This is a genomic window from Citrobacter youngae (assembly GCF_003818115.1).
Lineage (GTDB): Bacteria > Pseudomonadota > Gammaproteobacteria > Enterobacterales > Enterobacteriaceae > Citrobacter > Citrobacter youngae.
The window spans coordinates 270748-289260 of the sequence record NZ_RPOI01000016.1 but is presented as its reverse complement, the minus strand read 5'-3'; the positions used below and the strand labels follow the sequence as shown (position 1 = coordinate 289260).

At 49.5% G+C, this 18513-nt stretch carries 18 protein-coding genes, 2 pseudogenes and 1 other annotated feature; of the genes and pseudogenes, 13 read left to right on the top strand and 7 right to left on the bottom strand.

What is annotated here, in order from left to right; translation table 11 throughout:
- The 5 genes and pseudogenes from tsuA to EHN13_RS14425 form a co-directional block, all read right to left on the bottom strand.
- Positions 1 to 1059 carry a thiosulfate utilization transporter TsuA/YeeE gene (tsuA, locus tag EHN13_RS14445; RefSeq protein WP_101741451.1) on the bottom strand — a complete coding sequence of 353 codons (1059 nt, stop codon included), beginning with the start codon at positions 1057 to 1059 and terminating at the stop codon, positions 1 to 3.
- Positions 1060 to 1235: 176 nt separating this feature from the next.
- Positions 1236 to 2597, bottom strand: coding sequence for a putrescine/proton symporter PlaP (gene plaP / locus EHN13_RS14440; RefSeq protein ID WP_040231916.1), 1362 nt, complete (start codon positions 2595 to 2597; stop codon positions 1236 to 1238).
- Positions 2587 to 2649 (bottom strand): membrane protein YoeI, encoded by a 63-nt coding sequence (yoeI, locus tag EHN13_RS24575; RefSeq protein ID WP_101741514.1) that lies wholly within the window; start codon positions 2647 to 2649, stop codon positions 2587 to 2589. The genes plaP and yoeI overlap by 11 nt, the downstream gene beginning before the upstream one ends.
- A gap of 162 nt (positions 2650 to 2811) precedes the next feature.
- A pseudogene (locus EHN13_RS14430) lies at positions 2812 to 3796 on the bottom strand (LysR substrate-binding domain-containing protein).
- A 41-nt stretch (positions 3797 to 3837) separates the two neighbouring features.
- Complete coding sequence (locus EHN13_RS14425) at positions 3838 to 4662, bottom strand: SDR family oxidoreductase (RefSeq protein ID WP_124021635.1); 825 nt, start codon at positions 4660 to 4662, stop codon at positions 3838 to 3840.
- Positions 4663 to 4836: 174 nt separating this feature from the next.
- Here EHN13_RS14425 and hisL point away from each other — a divergent pair, with 174 nt between their 5' ends.
- From hisL to hisIE, 9 genes are all read left to right on the top strand, one after another.
- Entirely contained in the window at positions 4837 to 4884 is a 48-nt protein-coding gene (hisL, locus tag EHN13_RS14420) for a his operon leader peptide (RefSeq protein ID WP_101741515.1), read from the top strand.
- Positions 4860 to 4982: a sequence feature (His leader region), on the top strand. It overlaps the preceding gene by 25 nt.
- A gap of 45 nt (positions 4983 to 5027) precedes the next feature.
- Entirely contained in the window at positions 5028 to 5927 is a 900-nt protein-coding gene (hisG, locus tag EHN13_RS14415; RefSeq protein WP_005128078.1) for an ATP phosphoribosyltransferase, read from the top strand.
- A 98-nt stretch (positions 5928 to 6025) separates the two neighbouring features.
- On the top strand, positions 6026 to 7330 hold the full coding sequence (hisD, locus tag EHN13_RS14410; RefSeq protein ID WP_124021634.1) for a histidinol dehydrogenase: 1305 nt from the start codon (positions 6026 to 6028) through the stop codon (positions 7328 to 7330).
- Complete coding sequence (gene hisC / locus EHN13_RS14405; protein WP_061067700.1) at positions 7327 to 8406, top strand: histidinol-phosphate transaminase; 1080 nt, start codon at positions 7327 to 7329, stop codon at positions 8404 to 8406. Before hisD ends, hisC begins: the two co-directional genes overlap by 4 nt.
- Positions 8403 to 9470 (top strand): bifunctional histidinol-phosphatase/imidazoleglycerol-phosphate dehydratase HisB, encoded by a 1068-nt coding sequence (gene hisB / locus EHN13_RS14400; RefSeq protein WP_048212019.1) that lies wholly within the window; start codon positions 8403 to 8405, stop codon positions 9468 to 9470. The genes hisC and hisB overlap by 4 nt, the downstream gene beginning before the upstream one ends.
- Positions 9470 to 10060 carry an imidazole glycerol phosphate synthase subunit HisH gene (gene hisH, locus EHN13_RS14395; RefSeq protein WP_005128083.1) on the top strand — a complete coding sequence of 197 codons (591 nt, stop codon included), beginning with the start codon at positions 9470 to 9472 and terminating at the stop codon, positions 10058 to 10060. The genes hisB and hisH overlap by 1 nt, the downstream gene beginning before the upstream one ends.
- Positions 10060 to 10797 carry a 1-(5-phosphoribosyl)-5-[(5-phosphoribosylamino)methylideneamino]imidazole-4-carboxamide isomerase gene (gene hisA / locus EHN13_RS14390; RefSeq protein WP_124021633.1) on the top strand — a complete coding sequence of 246 codons (738 nt, stop codon included), beginning with the start codon at positions 10060 to 10062 and terminating at the stop codon, positions 10795 to 10797. Before hisH ends, hisA begins: the two co-directional genes overlap by 1 nt.
- Positions 10779 to 11555 (top strand): imidazole glycerol phosphate synthase subunit HisF, encoded by a 777-nt coding sequence (gene hisF, locus EHN13_RS14385; protein WP_048212022.1) that lies wholly within the window; start codon positions 10779 to 10781, stop codon positions 11553 to 11555. Before hisA ends, hisF begins: the two co-directional genes overlap by 19 nt.
- On the top strand, positions 11549 to 12160 hold the full coding sequence (hisIE, locus tag EHN13_RS14380; RefSeq protein WP_124021632.1) for a bifunctional phosphoribosyl-AMP cyclohydrolase/phosphoribosyl-ATP diphosphatase HisIE: 612 nt from the start codon (positions 11549 to 11551) through the stop codon (positions 12158 to 12160). The genes hisF and hisIE overlap by 7 nt, the downstream gene beginning before the upstream one ends.
- A 46-nt stretch (positions 12161 to 12206) precedes the next feature.
- On the opposite strand, the gene ugd is transcribed toward hisIE, so the two are convergent.
- Positions 12207 to 13373, bottom strand: coding sequence for a UDP-glucose 6-dehydrogenase (ugd, locus tag EHN13_RS14375; RefSeq protein ID WP_124021631.1), 1167 nt, complete (start codon positions 13371 to 13373; stop codon positions 12207 to 12209).
- A 235-nt stretch (positions 13374 to 13608) separates the two neighbouring features.
- Positions 13609 to 15015, bottom strand: a complete 1407-nt coding sequence (gndA, locus tag EHN13_RS14370) for an NADP-dependent phosphogluconate dehydrogenase (protein WP_101741457.1) — start codon at positions 15013 to 15015, stop codon at positions 13609 to 13611.
- Between the two features lie 245 nt (positions 15016 to 15260).
- On the opposite strand from gndA, the gene EHN13_RS14365 reads away from it, so the two are divergent.
- The 4 genes and pseudogenes from EHN13_RS14365 to EHN13_RS14350 all read left to right on the top strand — a co-directional run bounded on the left by EHN13_RS14365 (position 15261) and on the right by EHN13_RS14350 (position 18278).
- Positions 15261 to 16712 carry a UbiA family prenyltransferase gene (locus EHN13_RS14365; RefSeq protein ID WP_124021630.1) on the top strand — a complete coding sequence of 484 codons (1452 nt, stop codon included), beginning with the start codon at positions 15261 to 15263 and terminating at the stop codon, positions 16710 to 16712.
- Between the two features lie 13 nt (positions 16713 to 16725).
- Positions 16726 to 17100 carry an SMR family transporter gene (locus tag EHN13_RS14360; RefSeq protein ID WP_124021629.1) on the top strand — a complete coding sequence of 125 codons (375 nt, stop codon included), beginning with the start codon at positions 16726 to 16728 and terminating at the stop codon, positions 17098 to 17100.
- Entirely contained in the window at positions 17100 to 17219 is a 120-nt protein-coding gene (locus tag EHN13_RS14355) for a GDP-mannose 4,6-dehydratase (RefSeq protein WP_124021628.1), read from the top strand. Before EHN13_RS14360 ends, EHN13_RS14355 begins: the two co-directional genes overlap by 1 nt.
- Before the next feature lie 62 nt (positions 17220 to 17281).
- Positions 17282 to 18278: pseudogene (locus EHN13_RS14350) on the top strand (integrase core domain-containing protein).
- Positions 18279 to 18513: the final 235 nt, after the last annotated feature.

Genomic DNA, 18513 nt, shown 5'->3' with positions numbered 1-18513 from the left:
TTAATTTGCCGCAGCAGCGACTAGTTTTGCCTTACGCTGCGGTCTGATATACACAATCCATGACGCGGTCCAGACACCGAAAATCATAAAGACCAGGCCAACCCATCCCTGCCAGGTCATCATCGCCGTCATAACCAGACCGTTGCCAATCGAACAGCCACCCGCGATGCTGGCACCAAAGCCCATTAACAGACCACCAAAACCGCTACGCAGCGTGGTGGGTGCGTCGGCTGCGCGAACGCGAAATTCGCGACTGGCTTTCGCTGCAATAAATGAGCCGATAAAAATGCCCAGCACCAGGAACACTCCCCAGTTAATAAACTTACTGTCGCCTGCGACAAGAAATTGCAAAATATTGGCGGTTGGTGACGTGATACCCAGGCCAAACATTCGTCCGGTTGCTTCGCTCAGCGGCCATGCCAACAGCGCAATCAGCCCAATCAGAACCGCAGTAACAAATGGATGCCAGCGCTTCTCAAACAAAATATGCGCAAGGCCGGTACGACGAGGCGGTAGCGTAGCGACTTTCAATTTTGGTTTTCTCAGCTCTTTCGCTACCACCCACACTGTAACCGCCAGCAGAATAGCGATCAGTGGCCATACGGACAGGTTCAACGTATCGGCAATGGAGTTATGCTCAGTACTGTAGGTTTTCAGCGCCTGATTCAGCCCACTCGCATGCGTAGAGCGCATCACCGCACTCATCACCATATAGGTAAACAGCGCAATCCAGCTACCGATAAGCCCTTCTCCTGCACGATACCAGGTTCCGGTAGCACACCCGCCCGCATAAACAATTCCGATACCAAAGACATAACCACCAACAACGGTTCCCAGCCATGGGAAGGGGCCGGCATCATAGCTGAGTACACCCGTCTGAATCAGCGCAAAGACACCCACGCTTTGCACAGAGATGGCTATCAGTAGCGCATAGAACATACGATTGTTTTTCGCAATATACATATCGCGAAAGCCGCCCGTCAGACAGAATCGTCCACGTTGCATGACAAAGCCAAGCAGCGCGCCACAGATGAGCCCGCTTAAGATCATTGAAAACATAAATTAATTAGCCAGAAGTATATTAGTCAGGAAATTATTAATGACTAACGGGTTCAGAACCAATAACCAAATTCTCTAATTTAGAACTAACGGTTATTAATATTGGCTGGAAATAAAGCAGTGGAATAAAAAAACCGGAGAACATGTCTCCGGTTTTTCGATGTCAGATTAGGTTATTACGCGATATCTTCATCGTACTGCGGTACCGGGTTGCGGAAACTCTTGGTCACACAAGCCAGGTAGATCAGACCAATACCAGCCCAGATCAGCCCCAGAACCATAGAGCTCTCTTCCAGGTTCACCCACAGCGCCCCCACGGTCAGCGCACCGCACATCGGCAGGAACAGATACTGGAAGTGGTCTTTCAGCGTCTTGTTACGCTTCTCACGGATCCAGAACTGGGAGATTACCGACAGGTTAACGAAGGTAAACGCCACCAGCGCACCAAAGTTAATCAGCGCCGTCGCCATCACCAGGTCGAAGTTGATTGCCAGCAGGGCAATCGCGCCAACCAGGATGATGTTCATGGACGGAGTACGCCATTTCGGGTGTACATAACCGAAGAAACTTTTCGGGAATACACCGTCACGCCCCATCACGTACATCAGACGCGCTACGCCAGCATGCGCCGCCATCCCGGATGCCAATACGGTAATGGTGGAGAAAATCAGCGCACCGACCTGGAAGAACTTACCGGCTACGTACAGCATGATTTCAGGCTGTGAAGCATCCGGGTCCTTGAAGCGAGAGATATCCGGGAAATACAGCTGCAACAGATAAGTGGAGACAATAAAGATCAGGCCACCAATCAGTGCGGTCAGGAAAATTGCACGCGGGATCACGCGCTCAGCATCCTTGGTCTCTTCAGAGAGGTTGCTGATACCGTCGAAACCAGTGAACGAGAAGCACAGGATAGTAGCCCCTGTGATCATTGGAATCACGTGTGCGTCACCTGACCAGAACGGACGGCTGCTCACCAGCGTACCCGCCCCTTCCCCTTCGAACACGCCATAAACGACCATGCCGAGGATCACCGCAATCAACACGACCTGCAACAGCACGATCACGGTGTTGAAGTTCGCGACAGATTTGAGGCTGCGCAGGTTAAAAGCGGTCATAAAGGCCACCAGTGCTACCACGAAAATCCATGACGGTATCGACGGCACCAGAGCTTCAAAATAGATTTTCGCCAACAGAATGTTGATCATCGGTGCGAACAGGTAGTCCAGCAGTGATGACCAACCCACCATAAAGCCAACGGTCGGGCTAATGGATTTCTGGGCGTAAGTGTAGGCAGAGCCTGCAGACGGATAGCGACGCACCAGTTTACCGTAGCTCAGTGCGGTAAAAAGGATGGCGATCAGTGCAAAGGCGTAAGCTGTCGGGACGTGACCATCGGTCATTCCTGATACGATACCGAATGTATCGAACAGCGTCATCGGCTGCATATAGGCAAGGCCCATCATGACAACCGGAACCAGCGTAAGCGTTTTACGTAATTCCACGCGAGAGGTGTTTGGAGTAGCGTTATGCGACATGGTTATCCTCCATTACGGCGGAAACCGTCGCGTAAGCAAAAAATTGCCCCATTTTTTGTTAATCCTCAGCGACAACAACTGTCGATTTTTAAGTAAGTATCTATCCGGTACGAAGCCCGGCCTCTTTTATGAATGATTGGTTTGATGCAAAAAAATAACCGACGCGTATTAAAACGTCGGTTAATCTCATTTTTTGCAAGCGGCGCATTGTGCACTAAATTAGGGCGAAATGACAAGAGAATGAGAGCCTTGTCAAAAAATATTTTTTTCTAACCGATTGATTTATCGACAACCGTTTTTACATAGACACCCGCGATAGCACTATTTGCTAAAATTTCATCCCGCCACCATGCACTGGCTAATCCCGCGGTCTGCTCGTTCCAGCCAATCCACACGGGTTCAAACAGAATCTGCGCGACAACTTTCTTCTCAATCAGGGCCCCGCTGTCCAGAAATCGTTGTGCCAGATAGCGCGGAATATAACCACACCCCAAACCACTTATCTGCAGTTCCAGTTTGGTTTTGAAGTCAAAAACGGTGATGGCTTCCTGATCGTCAAGTAGCTGAGAAGCCGATACGTTCGCGGGATGCACATTATCGCCGACCACAATGGCGCGAAAACGTTTGATCGTTCTACGACTCAACGGTTCCGGTTCCTGCGCCAGTGGATGATGGGGGGCAACAACAAAAACCTGTTCAAGCACACCCAGACGCGCAAAACCAAAGTCACTCGCTGTGGGTGGATCACGCATGGCACCCACAATGATATCGGCCCGGCCCTGAATCAGGGCATCCCACGAGCCGCCCAATACGCCATTGATAAATTTAAGACGCGTCACGCTGTGGTGTTGATAGAAAGATTCGATAAGCGGGGCAAGAAGCGAAAAGGGAAAGGTATCGTCTACGCCGATAACCAGTTCATTCTCCCATCCTTCATGCAGTTTGATGGCCTGCTTTTCGAGTTCGCGCACGGTATGTAATACCTCGCGTCCCTTTTCCAGCAGCATCTGTCCGGTACGGGTAAATTTGGCCCGGTGTCCACTGCGATCCAACAACTGAATATTGAGATCGCTTTCCAGTTTGTGGACGGTATAACTCAGCGCTGACGGCGTCTTAAACAATTTTGCGGACGCCGCCGCGAAACTCCCCTCTTTCTCTAACGCATCAAGAATGATCAGAACATCCAGCAGTGGTTTCATACTCGCCCCCTGGCGGTATACAGCGACACTCTGCTGATCTGTCACTCCATCGGCATCACCAGCGGATCGGGATACTGGTACTCAAACCCAAGCTCATTGCAAATTCGGTTGCCATCAATGACTTTACCTTTACCGTTATCCACTCCGTCCCGGAAATCCGGTGCTTCCATCCCCAACAGGCGAGCCATCTGGGGGTAGAACACATTGCGTGCCGGATGCATAGGCGCACATATATTATAGATGTGTCCCCCTTTAGGCGCTTGTAGCAGCAACGTGATAGCAGAAACCACGTCATCCAGATGCACCAGATTGACGCCATGCTGTCCATCTGGTGCTGTTTTACCCGCAAAAAAGCGACCGGGATGTCTGCCCGGTCCCACAAGGCCTGCCAGGCGCAGAATATCCACCGACGTTCCCGGCAGATTGTGCAGCCAGTCTTCAAGTTCTTTCAGGGCACGACCGCTCGCCGTGACCGGATTGCGTGGTGTGCCCTCTTTTACTGTCCCCTGCACATCACCATAAACTGAGGTAGAGCTGGTAAAAATAATCCGTGGAATACGATACGCCAGCGCACTGTCGACCAGTTCCTGCATTGCCTGCAAGTAAAACGACTCACCCGGGCCACTACGGCGTGCAGGCAGGGTGATGACCAGCGCATCCGCATCCATTAGCGCATCGAGATCGTCAGGTTCACAGACCAGTTCAGGCTCCAGGCGCAACGAGTAGCTTTCAATACCGCTCATTCGGGCCGCTTCCACCCCATCCAATGTGGTTTTGCTGCCGGTAACCTGCCAGCCCCTGGCCGCCAGAGACATGGCTAATGGCATGCCTAACCAACCTAATCCGACAATTGCGACCTTTTTCATGCCTTTTCTCCTGACTTTTGGCCTATAACCCAAGGCTACGCCAGCCCACGGTGGCTGACAATTCATAGTATCAATATGAAATGAATTAATGATCAAAAAAAGCCCTTGCTTTCCGTGGCTAAAGTGGTTTAGGTTAAAAGACATCAAATGAATAAGCATTCATCGAGAAAATTTATGACACGCGCTCAATTTAATCACCATCATCACCATCATCCTGACTAGTCTTTCAGGCGATGTGTGCTGGGAGACATTTAAATCTTCCAGTGGTGCATGAGCGTATGAGAAAGCCCCCGGAAGATTTCTTCCGGGGGCTTTTTTTTGTGCGTGACCCAAACCGATTCAGACAGGATAACGAGGAATAGAGAATGTTAGACAACACCCGCTTACGCATAGCTATGCAGAAATCAGGCCGTTTAAGCGATGACTCACGCGAATTGCTGGCCCGCTGTGGTATTAAAATTAATCTTCACACCCAGCGCCTGATTGCGATGGCAGAAAATATGCCAATTGATATTCTGCGCGTACGCGATGACGATATCCCGGGTCTGGTCATGGATGGCGTCGTTGATCTCGGCATCATCGGTGAAAACGTGCTGGAAGAAGAACTGCTCAACCGCCGCGCACAGGGTGAAGATCCTCGTTACTTTACGTTACGTCGTCTGGACTTCGGCGGCTGTCGTCTTTCGCTGGCGACCCCAGTAGACGAAGCCTGGGACGGTCCGTCGGCACTGAACGGCAAACGCATCGCCACCTCTTATCCGCACCTGCTCAAACGCTATCTCGACCAGAAAGGAGTGTCGTTCAAATCCTGTTTGTTAAACGGCTCTGTCGAAGTTGCTCCCCGTGCAGGACTTGCTGATGCAATCTGCGATCTGGTCTCTACCGGTGCAACGCTTGAAGCCAACGGCCTGCGTGAAGTGGAAGTCATTTACCGCTCCAAAGCCTGTCTGATTCAGCGTGACGGAGAAATGGCCGATGCTAAGCAACAACTGATCGATAAGCTGCTGACCCGTATTCAGGGGGTTATTCAGGCGCGCGAATCTAAATACATCATGATGCACGCGCCAAGTGAACGTCTGGACGACGTTATCGCCTTGCTGCCAGGCGCTGAACGCCCAACGATTTTGCCACTGGCCGGCGATCAGCAGCGCGTGGCAATGCACATGGTTAGCAGCGAAACCCTGTTCTGGGAAACGATGGAAAAACTGAAAGCGCTTGGCGCCAGCTCCATCCTGGTGCTGCCTATTGAGAAGATGATGGAGTAATTCCACTTATGCTGCCCGGTAGCGCTTCGCTAGCCGGGCCTACAAGACCCGTAGGCCGGATAAACAACGTGCCATCCGGCAAAAAAAGGAAGACGATTATGAGCTTTAATACCATCATCGACTGGAATAGCTGTACTGAAGAGCAGCAAAGTGAATTACTGATGCGCCCGGCAATCTCGGCGTCAGATAGCATCACCCGTACCGTGAGCGAAATTCTGCATAACGTAAAGTCGCGCGGTGACGCAGCGCTACGTGAATACAGCGCAAAGTTTGATAAAACTAACGTGAGTGCGCTGAAAGTCAGCGCTGAAGAGATTGCCGCCGCCGGCGCACGTCTTGGCAATGACCTGAAACAGGCCATGGCAGTCGCCGTGAAAAACATCGAAACGTTTCATAACGCGCAACAACTGCCGGTAGTCGATATTGAAACGCAGCCCGGTGTACGCTGCCAGCAGGTTACCCGCCCGGTAAATTCTGTTGGACTGTACATTCCCGGGGGCTCCGCGCCACTCTTCTCAACAGTGTTAATGCTCGCCACCCCGGCCCGCATTGCAGGCTGTAAAAAAGTGGTGTTGTGCTCTCCCCCACCCATCGCCGATGAAATTCTGTATGCCGCACAACTCTGCGGCGTACAGGAGGTGTTTAACGTTGGGGGCGCACAAGCTATTGCCGCGCTGGCATTTGGCAGTGAATCCGTGCCGAAAGTGGACAAAATTTTTGGCCCCGGTAATGCCTTTGTGACCGAAGCCAAACGTCAGGTGAGTCAGCGTCTGGACGGTGCCGCCATCGATATGCCAGCAGGTCCGTCTGAAGTGCTGGTGATTGCCGACAGCGGCGCCACGCCGGATTTCGTTGCCTCTGACTTACTCTCGCAGGCCGAACACGGCCCCGATTCCCAAGTGATCCTGCTGACGCCGGATGCCGGTATGGCCAGCCGGGTTGCTGAAGCAGTAGAACGCCAGCTTGCCGCGCTGCCACGCGCTGAAACCGCGCGGCAGGCGTTAAGCGCCAGTCGTCTGATTGTCACCCGCTCCCTTGCGCAATGCGTAGCGATTTCTAATGCGTACGGCCCGGAGCACCTGATCATTCAGACCCGCAATGCTCGCAAACTTGTCGATGACATCACCAGTGCGGGCTCTGTCTTTCTCGGTGACTGGTCACCGGAATCTGCCGGTGACTATGCCTCCGGGACTAACCACGTGCTGCCTACCTACGGCTACACCGCAACCTGCTCAAGTCTTGGACTGGCCGATTTCCAGAAGCGGATGACCGTACAGGAATTATCGCCGCAAGGTTTCTCTGCCCTGGCCGCAACCATCGAAACGCTGGCCGCAGCAGAACGACTGACAGCCCACAAAAATGCCGTTACCCTGCGCGTTAACGCCCTGAAGGAGCAAGCATGAGCACTGACAACATTCTCAGCGTTACTGATTTAGCCCGTAAAAATGTCCGTGAGCTAACACCGTATCAGTCTGCCCGCCGTCTGGGCGGAAATGGCGACGTCTGGCTCAATGCCAATGAGTTCCCCACCGCCGTTGAATTCCAGCTAACTCAGCAAACACTGAACCGTTATCCGGAGTGCCAGCCGAAGGCGGTGATCGAGAACTACGCACAGTATGCGGGCGTTAAGCCAGAGCAGGTACTGGTCAGCCGCGGTGCTGATGAAGGTATCGAGTTGCTGGTACGTGCTTTTTGCGAGCCGGGTAAAGATGCGATTCTCTACTGCCCGCCGACCTATGGTATGTATAGCGTCAGTGCGGAAACCATTGGCGTTGAATGTCGCACCGTGCCGACTCTTGCCGACTGGCAACTGGATTTACAGGGCATCGCTGACAAGCTTGATGGCGTGAAAGTGGTTTACGTTTGCAGCCCCAATAACCCGACGGGCCAGTTAATTAACCCGCAGGATCTGCGTTCACTGCTCGACATGACGCAGGGCAAAGCCATCGTGGTCGCCGATGAAGCGTATATCGAGTTTTGCCCGCAGGCCACACTGGCGGGTTGGCTATCGGAATACCCAAACCTGGTGGTACTGCGCACCCTGTCTAAGGCGTTTGCCCTTGCCGGTTTGCGCTGCGGATTTACGCTAGCTAATGAAGATGTCATCAACCTGTTGTTGAAAGTGATCGCGCCTTACCCGCTATCTACACCTGTGGCAGATATCGCCGCTCAGGCACTAACGCCGCAAGGCATTTCCGCCATGCGTGAGCGCGTGGCACAGATTCTGCAAGAGCGTCAGTACCTGGTTGATAGCCTGAAAACCATCCGCTGCGTAGAACAGGTTTTCGATTCTGAAACCAACTATGTTCTGGCGCGCTTCACAGCATCAAGCAGCGTATTTAAATCTTTGTGGGATCAGGGCATTATCTTACGAGACCAGAACAAACAACCTTCATTGAGCGGCTGCCTGCGTATTACTGTCGGAACCCGTGAAGAGAGCCAGCGCGTCATTGACGCCTTACGTGCGGAGCAAGTATGAGCCAGAAGTATCTTTTTATTGACCGTGATGGAACCCTGATTTCCGAGCCGCCCAGTGACTTTCAGGTTGATCGCTTCGACAAACTTGCCTTTGAGCCGGAGGTTGTCCCGGTCTTGCTAAAACTACAAAAAGCTGGTTTTAAGCTGGTGATGATCACCAACCAGGATGGACTGGGAACACAGAGCTTCCCGCAGGCGGATTTTGACGGTCCACACAACCTGATGATGCAAGTTTTCACCTCGCAGGGCGTCATATTTGATGAAGTACTGATCTGTCCGCACCTGCCGGCAGACGCGTGTGATTGTCGTAAACCCAAAGTGAAGCTGGTCGAGCAATACCTGATTGAACAGGCGCTGGATACCGAGAACAGCTACGTGATCGGCGATCGCGTAACCGATATTCAACTGGCGGAAAACATGGGCATCACCGGGTTACGCTATCACCGCGATACGCTGAACTGGGCAATGATCGGTGAGCAACTAACCAAACGGGATCGTTACGCCCACGTTGAGCGTAATACCAAAGAAACGCAGATTGACGTTAAAGTCTGGCTGGACCGCGAAGGCCGCAGCAAAATTAATACCGGCGTCGGCTTCTTTGACCACATGCTGGATCAAATCTCGACCCACGGTGGTTTTCGTATGGAAATAGCCGTCAAAGGCGATCTGTATATTGACGATCACCACACCGTTGAGGATACAGGGCTGGCTCTGGGCGAAGCCTTAAAACTGGCGTTGGGCGATAAACGCGGCATCAACCGTTTTGGTTTTGTGCTGCCGATGGACGAGTGCCTGGCACGCTGCGCCCTGGATATCTCCGGGCGTCCACACCTGGAGTACCGGGCTGAGTTTACCTACCAGCGCGTCGGCGATCTGAGTACGGAGATGATCGAACACTTCTTCCGTTCGCTCTCTTACACCATGGGCGTCACGTTACACCTTAAAACCAAAGGTAAAAATGACCACCACCGCGTGGAAAGTCTGTTCAAAGCCTTTGGCCGCACGCTGCGCCAGGCTATTCGCGTAGAAGGCGACACGCTTCCTTCTTCAAAAGGGGTGCTGTGATGAACGTGGTGATCCTCGACACCGGCTGTGCCAACCTGAACTCGGTGAAATCCGCCGTCGCACGCCACGGCTACGATCCGGTAGTTAGCCGCGATGCGGATGTTGTGCTGCGCGCCGATAAACTGTTTCTGCCGGGTGTCGGTACCGCCCAGGCGGCAATGGATCAGCTACACGAGCGTGAGCTGATTGAACTGATCAAAGCCTGCACACAGCCTGTACTGGGGATTTGCTTAGGTATGCAGCTGCTTGGTCGACGCAGTGAAGAAAGTAACGGTGTCTCCCTGCTGGGGATTATTGATCAAGACGTACCCAAAATGACCGATTTTGGTCTGCCGTTGCCGCATATGGGCTGGAACCGTGTCTATCCACAGGCCGGAAACCGCCTTTTCCAGGGCATTGAGGATGGGGCGTATTTCTATTTTGTACACAGCTACGCCATGCCGGTGAACCCATGGACTATTGCGCAATGCAACTACGGTGAGCCCTTCACCGCAGCGGTACAAAAAGATAATTTCTTTGGCGTGCAGTTCCACCCGGAGCGTTCAGGTGCCGCTGGCGCGAAGTTGCTGAAAAACTTTCTGGAGATGTAATGATTATTCCGGCATTAGATTTAATCGACGGCACGGTTGTGCGTCTTCATCAGGGCGATTACGCAACGCAGCGTGATTACGGTAACGATCCCCTGACCCGTTTACAAAGCTATGCCGCACAAGGCGCAAAGGTGTTGCACCTGGTGGATCTGACCGGGGCAAAAGATCCGCAGAAACGGCAAATACCGCTGATTAAAACACTGGTTGCTGGCGTAAACGTACCGGTGCAGGTAGGGGGTGGCGTACGTACCGAAGCAGATATTGAAGCGCTGCTTAACGCTGGCGTCGCCCGCGTAGTGGTGGGTTCGACTGCGGTAAAATCTCCCGAAGTCGTCAAGAACTGGTTTGCCCGTTTTGGTGCCGACGCGCTGGTTCTGGCTCTGGATGTGCGGATTGACGAGCACGGGAATAAACAGGTTGCAGTTAGCGGCTGGCAGGAAGATTCCGGGGTTTCACTGGAAGAACTGGTTGAGACCTATTTACACGTCGGCCTGAAGCACGTGCTGTGCACCGATATCTCCCGCGACGGCACGCTGGCGGGCTCAAACGTCGCGCTTTATGAAGAAGTGTGCGCCAAATATCCGCAGGTGGCATTTCAGTCATCTGGTGGTATTGGTGGAATCGAGGACGTAGCGGCCCTTCGCGGGACCGGTGTTCGTGGTGTTATCGTCGGACGAGCCTTGCTGGAAGGTAAATTCACCGTTGAGGAGGCCATCCAATGCTGGCAAAACGCATAATCCCTTGCCTTGATGTTCGTGACGGACAGGTTGTCAAAGGTGTTCAATTCCGCAATCACGAGATTATTGGCGATATCGTTCCGCTGGCGAAACGCTATGCCGATGAAGGCGCAGATGAGCTGGTTTTTTACGATATCACCGCATCGAGCGATGGTCGCGTGGTGGACAAAAGCTGGGTATCACGCGTGGCAGAAGTGATCGACATTCCGTTCTGTGTCGCCGGTGGGATTAAATCACCAGAGGATGCCGCAAAGATACTGTCTTTCGGCGCAGATAAAATTTCTATCAACTCCCCGGCTCTGGCTGACCCAACGTTGATCACCCGCCTGGCAGATCGCTTTGGCGTGCAGTGTATCGTGGTGGGCATTGATACGTGGTATGACGCAGAAACCGGCAAATATCACGTTAACCAATATACCGGGGATGAAAGCCGTACCCGCGTCACGCAGTGGGAAACGATCGACTGGGTAACAGAGGTGCAAAAACTGGGCGCCGGTGAAATCGTTCTTAATATGATGAACCAGGACGGCGTGCGTAACGGCTACGATCTCGAGCAGTTGAAAAAAGTGCGCGAAGTTTGCCACGTTCCGCTGATCGCCTCAGGCGGTGCCGGAACGATGGAGCACTTTCTCGAAGCCTTCAGGGATGCGGATGTCGATGGCGCGCTTGCCGCCTCGGTCTTCCACAAGCAAATTATCAATATTGGCGAATTAAAAGCGTACCTGGCAACACAGGGCGTGGAGATCAGGATATGTTAACCAAGCAACAATGCCGCGAGCTGGACTGGGAAAAAACCGATGGGATGATGCCGGTCGTCGTGCAGCATGCAGTTTCCGGTGAGGTGCTGATGCTCGGGTATATGAACCCGGAAGCGCTGGATAAAACGATCGAAAGCGGCAAAGTGACCTTTTTCTCGCGTACTAAACAACGCCTGTGGACCAAAGGTGAAACCTCTGGCAACTTTCTTAATGTCGTCAGCATTTCCGCTGATTGCGACAACGACACCCTGCTGGCGCTGGTTAACCCTATTGGGCCAACCTGTCACAAAGGCACCAGCAGTTGTTTTGGTGAGTCCAGCCACCAATGGTTGTTCCTGTATCAACTGGAGCAACTCCTGGCTCAGCGTAAAACGGCAGATCCCGCCAGCTCCTATACCGCAAAATTGTACGCCAGCGGTACGAAGCGAATTGCCCAGAAAGTTGGAGAGGAAGGTGTTGAGACAGCACTGGCCGCGACCGTGCATGATCGTTTCGAGTTAACCAATGAGGCATCGGACCTGATGTATCACCTGCTGGTTCTGCTGCAGGACCAGGATCTCGATCTGACGACAGTGATTGAGAATTTACGCAAGCGCCATCAGTAATAGACTGATACCGGCATGATGCCGGTATCATTATTTCGCCGAGCGTTTAATCGTTACCGAATAAATCGCGGGTATACACTTTATCAGCGACATCCTGCAGTTCTTCTGCCATGCGGTTAGAGATAATCACATCGGCCTCACGTTTAAATTTAGCCAGATCACGCTCAACCCGTGAATGGAAGAAACTCTCTTCTGCTATTACCGGTTCATAAATTATGACCGGGATACCTTTCGCTTTAATGCGTTTCATGATGCCCTGAATAGACGATGCCCTGAAATTATCTGAGCCGCTTTTCATAATCAGGCGATAGATACCGACAACTTTGGGTTTACGCGAAAGAATGGCATCAGCAATAAAATCTTTTCGTGTGCGGTTAGCATCAACGATGGCTGAAATAATATTATTAGGTACAGATTGATAGTTGGCAAGTAATTGCTTCGTGTCTTTTGGCAGACAATATCCACCATAACCGAATGAAGGATTGTTGTAATGGTTACCAATACGCGGGTCCAGACAAACCCCTTCGATGATCTGTCGTGCATTAAGCCCCAGGCTTTCTGCATAGCTATCAAGTTCGTTAAAATAAGCAACACGCATTGCCAGATAAGTATTTGCAAAAAGCTTAATGGCTTCAGCTTCAGTAGAATCAGTGAACAGCACCGGGATATCCTGCTTTATCGCCCCTTCCTGTAATAAGGCAGCAAAACGCTCAGCACGAGCAGATCGTTCGCCGATGACAATTCGTGAAGGGTATAAGTTATCATACAGTGCCTTCCCTTCGCGCAGGAACTCAGGAGAAAAGATAATATTATCCGAGTTAAATTTCTGTCGCATAGTCTGCGTAAAACCAACAGGTACTGTTGATTTAATCACCATGAGTGCATCAGGATTTATTGCAATCACATCTCTGATAACTGATTCAACGCTGGAGGTATCAAAATAATTTGTTTTCGGGTCATAATCTGTAGGCGTTGCAATAATAACAAAATCTGCATTCTGATAGGCGTCGTACTTGTCCAGCGTGGCTTTAAAATTTATATTGCTTGATTGTAGATACTGTTCAATTTCTTTATCGACTATCGGAGACATCCGATTATTTAGCATCTCGACACGTGAAGGGACAATGTCCAGAGCAATGACCTGATGATGTTGGGCGATAAGAAGACCATTTGACAGGCCAACATATCCGGTACCAGAAATGGTAATTTTCATTTCATGCTCTCAGTATTAACTTAATATTTAATCATGATGTTGGACATCCTGATAAGAGAATAATGTTTTAACGTTTTGTTGAATATTGTGTCAACGAAGGTTAAAACAATTCAGATTTTCTTTATCAGGGTACGCCAGAAATATTAAGTAAAGATTAAGCAATCAACGCAAATCAATCAGATTTAAGATAAAAAAAAGCCCGGTTAGAGAACCGGGCCAGTGACTATCAGAAGACTTATTCCATCCATTCGGTATGGAAAACACCTTCTTTATCAGTACGTTTGTAGGTATGCGCACCGAAGTAATCACGCTGAGCCTGAATCAGGTTAGCGGGCAATACTTCTGCACGATAACTGTCGTAATAAGCGACAGCAGCAGAGAATGTCGGTACCGGGATACCATTCTGCACAGCATACGCTACAACATCACGCAGTGCCTGTTGGTATTCATCGGCAATGTTCTTGAAGTACGGGTCGAGCAACAGGTTCGCGATACCCGGATTTTTAGCGTAGGCATCGGTGATTTTCTGCAGGAATTGCGCGCGAATAATACAGCCCGCACGGAAGATTTTTGCAATCTCGCCGTAATTCAGATCCCAGTTATGCTCGTCCGATGCGGCACGCAGCTGTGAGAAGCCCTGAGCATAAGAAACGATCTTACCGAGGTACAGTGCACGACGTACTTTCTCAATAAATCCTGCCTTATCACCCGCAAGCTGAGCTTTAGGTCCAGACAGGACTTTAGAGGCAGCGACACGCTGATCTTTCAGCGAAGAGATGTAACGTGCAAACACAGATTCAGTGATCAGAGACAGCGGTTCACCAAGATCCAGAGAGCTTTGACTGGTCCATTTACCGGTACCTTTGTTCGCCGCTTCATCCAGAATGAAATCCACCAGATATTTACCATCTTCATCTTTTTTGGTGAAGATATCTTTGGTGATGTCGATCAGATAGCTGCTCAGCTCACCGTTATTCCACTCGGTAAAGGTGCTGGCCAGTTCTTCATTGCTCAGGTTCAGACCCCCTTTCAACAATGAATAGGCTTCGGCAATCAGCTGCATGTCACCATATTCAATGCCGTTGTGCACCATCTTCACGTAGTGGCCTGCACCGTCGGCACCAATATACGTCACACACGGCTCACCATCTTCAGCAACCGCTGCGATTTTAGTCAGGATTGGCGCTACCAGTTCATAAGCTTCTTTCTGGCCACCCGGCATGATGGATGGGCCTTTCAGCGCACCTTCTTCACCACCAGAGACGCCGGTTCCGATGAAGTTAAAACCTTCAGCGGAGAGCTCACGGTTACGACGGATAGTGTCCTGGAAGAACGTATTACCGCCATCAATGATGATGTCACCTTTATCCAGATAAGGTTTCAGGGAGTCGATAGCAGCATCAGTGCCAGCACCCGCTTTCACCATTAACAGGATACGACGAGGTGTTTCAAGGGATTCAACAAACTCTTTTACCGTATAGTATGGAACCAGTTTTTTCCCCGGATTCTCGGCGATAACCTCTTCCGTTTTTTCACGTGAGCGGTTGAAAACGGACACGGTGTAACCACGGCTTTCGATGTTGAGCGCCAGGTTGCGCCCCATCACAGCCATACCAACGACGCCGATTTGTTGCTTAGACATTATGTACTCCTGTCAGGTGATCTAACGAGCAGATGCATTACTCGCATAATTTCTAACATACTATCGCAAAACCCTGCATCGAAGCCATAACCTGATCTCAACAAGCACAGTTGGGTAAAATCTGGCTCAGGGACTATCTTTTTCTTTAAAATATAACTAAGTTTGTATAAAATAATCAGTTAATAATGTTTTCGATACCTCTCGATTGAGAATCGATGTAGATTCTGCTTAGCCAAGGAATGTAAATGTCCACCAAGCCATTTGATGCTATCGACATAAATGTGCCTCTTGTTGTCGATTTAGACGGCACTCTGTCTAAAACTGACACACTACATGAAGGTATTGTGTCAATATTATTCAAAAAACCAATTAAAATATTTGGATTAACTACGGCCTTATTTGATGGAAAAACATCTTTTAAACGCTTTGTTACAGAAACTGTAACGCAAAATGCAGACTCATTCTGTTACAGACATAATCTAATAGATTATTTAAAAACAGAAAAACGCAAAGGGAGAGAAATCCATCTTGTCACAGCCTCTAACCAAAATATTGCAGACTCTATAAATGAGTATCTGGGGATCTTTGATGGTGTAAAAGGTTCTGATAACCAATTAAATTTAAAAGGAGTCAATAAATTAGCATGGCTAAAAGATAGATTCCCGCAGGGTTTTATTTATGCAGGTGACCATAAAGCTGATATTACAATCTGGAACGAGTCTAAAGGTGTTATTCTTGTAGGAAATGGGAATGCGTTTAAGAAAGATATAAAAAGTGAAATCCCATGTCTTGCTTTTGAAGATGCCAAGGTAAGTATTTTCAAACAATGGATAAAACAACTGAGATTACATCAGTGGGCTAAAAATATACTGATTTTTATCCCTATATTTCTGGCACATATCGCAAATGATGCGAACGTTATTGCAAAAACTACATTGGCATTTGTCGCATTTGGTTTAATTGCCTCCGCAACCTATATTATTAACGATCTTGCAGACCTTGAAGCCGATCGTCGACATAAGACAAAAAGAAACAGACCTCTTGCATCTGGTAATATTTCCACATTTCAAGGGCTCATTGGTGCGTTGATACTATTCTTAATCGGCGGAATAATATCAATAAATTTATCAATAGGTTTAACATACTGTATTTTAATTTATGTAATGTTAACGCTTTGCTACTCATTCAAACTAAAAAGAGTTCCAATGTTAGATGTTTCAATCATCGGCGCTCTTTTTACATTAAGAATAATCATGGGGTCGGTGTTGAATGATCTTCCCCTATCTCCATGGTTGAATTCATTCTCTGCCTTGCTATTTTTCTCGCTGGCTCTGGCAAAACGGCATGTTGAGATTCTCAAATCTGATCAAACAATGACTAACAAAATTGGTGGTCGCGGTTACACTCATCAAGACTGGCCATTAACCTTAGCCTTTGGTGTAAGTAGCGCGATCTGTTCAATTTTAATCATGCTGCTTTTCCTGACTCAGGAAGCAATGGTGCAGATAAATTATAGTGCTCCTGAATGGCTATTGCTTGAACCAATATGCGTATTTCTTTGGGTAATGAGAATATGGTTTCTTAGCCATAGGAAAGTATTAACGGATGATCCCGTGGTTTTCGCGATCAAGGATAGGACGAGTATTTGTTTAGGTTTTGTAGCTACTGCTGGTTTTATGATCGCAAGTTACCTATAAGTCGTGGTGAAAAATGAGTTTGATTGTTCTATTACTAGCGTTAACAAGCGTATCTCTAAATGCCCTTGCACAGGTTGCAATGCGGAAAACAATGCTCACATTAGCACCTCTTCCTGATGCTATTGCAGGCTATTTAGGATTTGCAATTCAATTAATCCTGAATCCTTGGTTTATTGCTGGTATGTTGTGCTATGTGATAAGTATTGGCTTATGGATGACTGTACTGGGAAAAGTAGAGGTAAGCTTGGCTTATCCACTTTCATCAGTTGGTTTTATTATCACTGCTGCAATTGGCTATTTTTTCCTGAAAGAAGACATAAATACAATGAGACTCATTGGCTTGTCTCTTATTTGCGTCGGAATTGTATTTATCTCTAGGAGTGCATAATGCGTCATATAATCACTGGCGGAAGCGGTTTTACAGGAAGTGTTTTAACTAAACAGTTACTTGATAAAGGACAAGAAGTTGTCAATATCGATATCCGAGAACTGATCTCCTCCCTGTAAACAGTGCCAGGCTAAACTGAAGTCTCTGGTCTTTCTTCCATCTCAAAGAGAGGCACATCGCCATGAAAAAGACCCGTTATACCGAAGAACAGATCGCGTTTGCGCTGAAACAGGCCGAAACCGGCACCCACGTCGGGGAAGTCTGCCGAAAGATGGGCATTTCTGAGGCCGCTTTTTACAACTGGAAGAAGAAATTTGCCGGTCTGGGCGTAACGTAACTGCGGCGTCTGCGGCAACTGGAGGATGAAAATCAGCGGCTGAAGAAACTGGTGGCTGACCCGAGTCTGGACAAGGAGATGCTGCAGGAGGTACTGAAGCAAAAGTTCTGAGGTCGGCTCAGAAGCGTCAGGCGGTGCATTTTCTGCAGGAGGCTTACCGTATCAGTGTCTGACGGGGATGCGGGCTGCTGATGCAGAGCAGAACCGTTTACCACTGGCTGAGCCGGCGGGATGATCGGGCGATAACCCTGCGTATCAGGGAAATAGCGGTAACCCGGGTCCGCTACGGTTGCCCGCGTATTCATATTCAGTTACGACGGGGAGGCTGCGGCTTAACCACAAGAAAACACACAGGATCTATTGTCTGGAAGGACTGAACTTGCGGAGAAAACGCCCGCGCAGGCATGTCAGTGCAGCACATCGTCAGCAACGTCCTGTCCTGACCGGTGTCGATCAGTGCTGGAGTATGGATTTCGTGTCGGATAACCTGTTTAACGGACGACGTTTCCGGGCGCTGAGCAAGCGCCTGCCGGTACGTATTCAGACAGATAACGGCAGCGAGTTTATTTCGAAATGTCTGGATAAATGGGCGTATGAGCACGGTGTCACAATGGACTTCTCCCGCCCCGGAAAACCAAAGGATAACCCGTTTATTGCATCATTTAACGGCAGTCTGCGGGATGAATGCCTGAACATTTACTGGTTCCTCTCGCTGGAAGATGCGCAGGACAAACTCGACAACTGGCGCGGGGAATATAATCATGAGAGAACGCATTCATCATTAAATGACATGACTCCGGCTGAATTCATCCGAAGTCTCCGGAAAGACGAAGATCTCTGATTTAGCACTACACTGAATTTGGGCCAGGGCCAATTTGGCCAGGATCTCAAAAAATGCATGGAACTAAAATGGTTCTATTTACATTACCTTCAACCGACTCCATTGCATGGGACTCACTATTTATAGTTAAAACAATAGGTTCACATGCATTAGGCCCAAAGGAGATAAGCTCAGCATAGAAAGTAACTAGGCCTTACACTACTTTATCCTAAACAATTTGGGATAGCTAATAAAG

Excerpts from the sequence above, each read along its gene's own strand:
- plaP (WP_040231916.1), bottom strand. The coding sequence starts at position 2,597 with ATGTCGCATAACGCTACTCCAAACACCTCTCGCGTGGAATTACGTAAA.
- EHN13_RS14365 (WP_124021630.1), top strand. The coding sequence starts at position 15,261 with ATGTCCACCAAGCCATTTGATGCTATCGACATAAATGTGCCTCTTGTT.
- ugd (WP_124021631.1), bottom strand. The coding sequence starts at position 13,373 with ATGAAAATTACCATTTCTGGTACCGGATATGTTGGCCTGTCAAATGGT.
- hisC (WP_061067700.1), top strand. The coding sequence starts at position 7,327 with ATGAGCACTGACAACATTCTCAGCGTTACTGATTTAGCCCGTAAAAAT.
- tsuA (WP_101741451.1), bottom strand. The coding sequence starts at position 1,059 with ATGTTTTCAATGATCTTAAGCGGGCTCATCTGTGGCGCGCTGCTTGGC.
- hisA (WP_124021633.1), top strand. The coding sequence starts at position 10,060 with ATGATTATTCCGGCATTAGATTTAATCGACGGCACGGTTGTGCGTCTT.
- EHN13_RS14355 (WP_124021628.1), top strand. The coding sequence starts at position 17,100 with ATGCGTCATATAATCACTGGCGGAAGCGGTTTTACAGGAAGTGTTTTA.
- hisD (WP_124021634.1), top strand. The coding sequence starts at position 6,026 with ATGAGCTTTAATACCATCATCGACTGGAATAGCTGTACTGAAGAGCAG.
- hisG (WP_005128078.1), top strand. The coding sequence starts at position 5,028 with ATGTTAGACAACACCCGCTTACGCATAGCTATGCAGAAATCAGGCCGT.
- hisF (WP_048212022.1), top strand. The coding sequence starts at position 10,779 with ATGCTGGCAAAACGCATAATCCCTTGCCTTGATGTTCGTGACGGACAG.
- hisH (WP_005128083.1), top strand. The coding sequence starts at position 9,470 with ATGAACGTGGTGATCCTCGACACCGGCTGTGCCAACCTGAACTCGGTG.
- EHN13_RS14360 (WP_124021629.1), top strand. The coding sequence starts at position 16,726 with ATGAGTTTGATTGTTCTATTACTAGCGTTAACAAGCGTATCTCTAAAT.
- hisB (WP_048212019.1), top strand. The coding sequence starts at position 8,403 with ATGAGCCAGAAGTATCTTTTTATTGACCGTGATGGAACCCTGATTTCC.
- EHN13_RS14425 (WP_124021635.1), bottom strand. The coding sequence starts at position 4,662 with ATGAAAAAGGTCGCAATTGTCGGATTAGGTTGGTTAGGCATGCCATTA.
- hisIE (WP_124021632.1), top strand. The coding sequence starts at position 11,549 with ATGTTAACCAAGCAACAATGCCGCGAGCTGGACTGGGAAAAAACCGAT.
- gndA (WP_101741457.1), bottom strand. The coding sequence starts at position 15,015 with ATGTCTAAGCAACAAATCGGCGTCGTTGGTATGGCTGTGATGGGGCGC.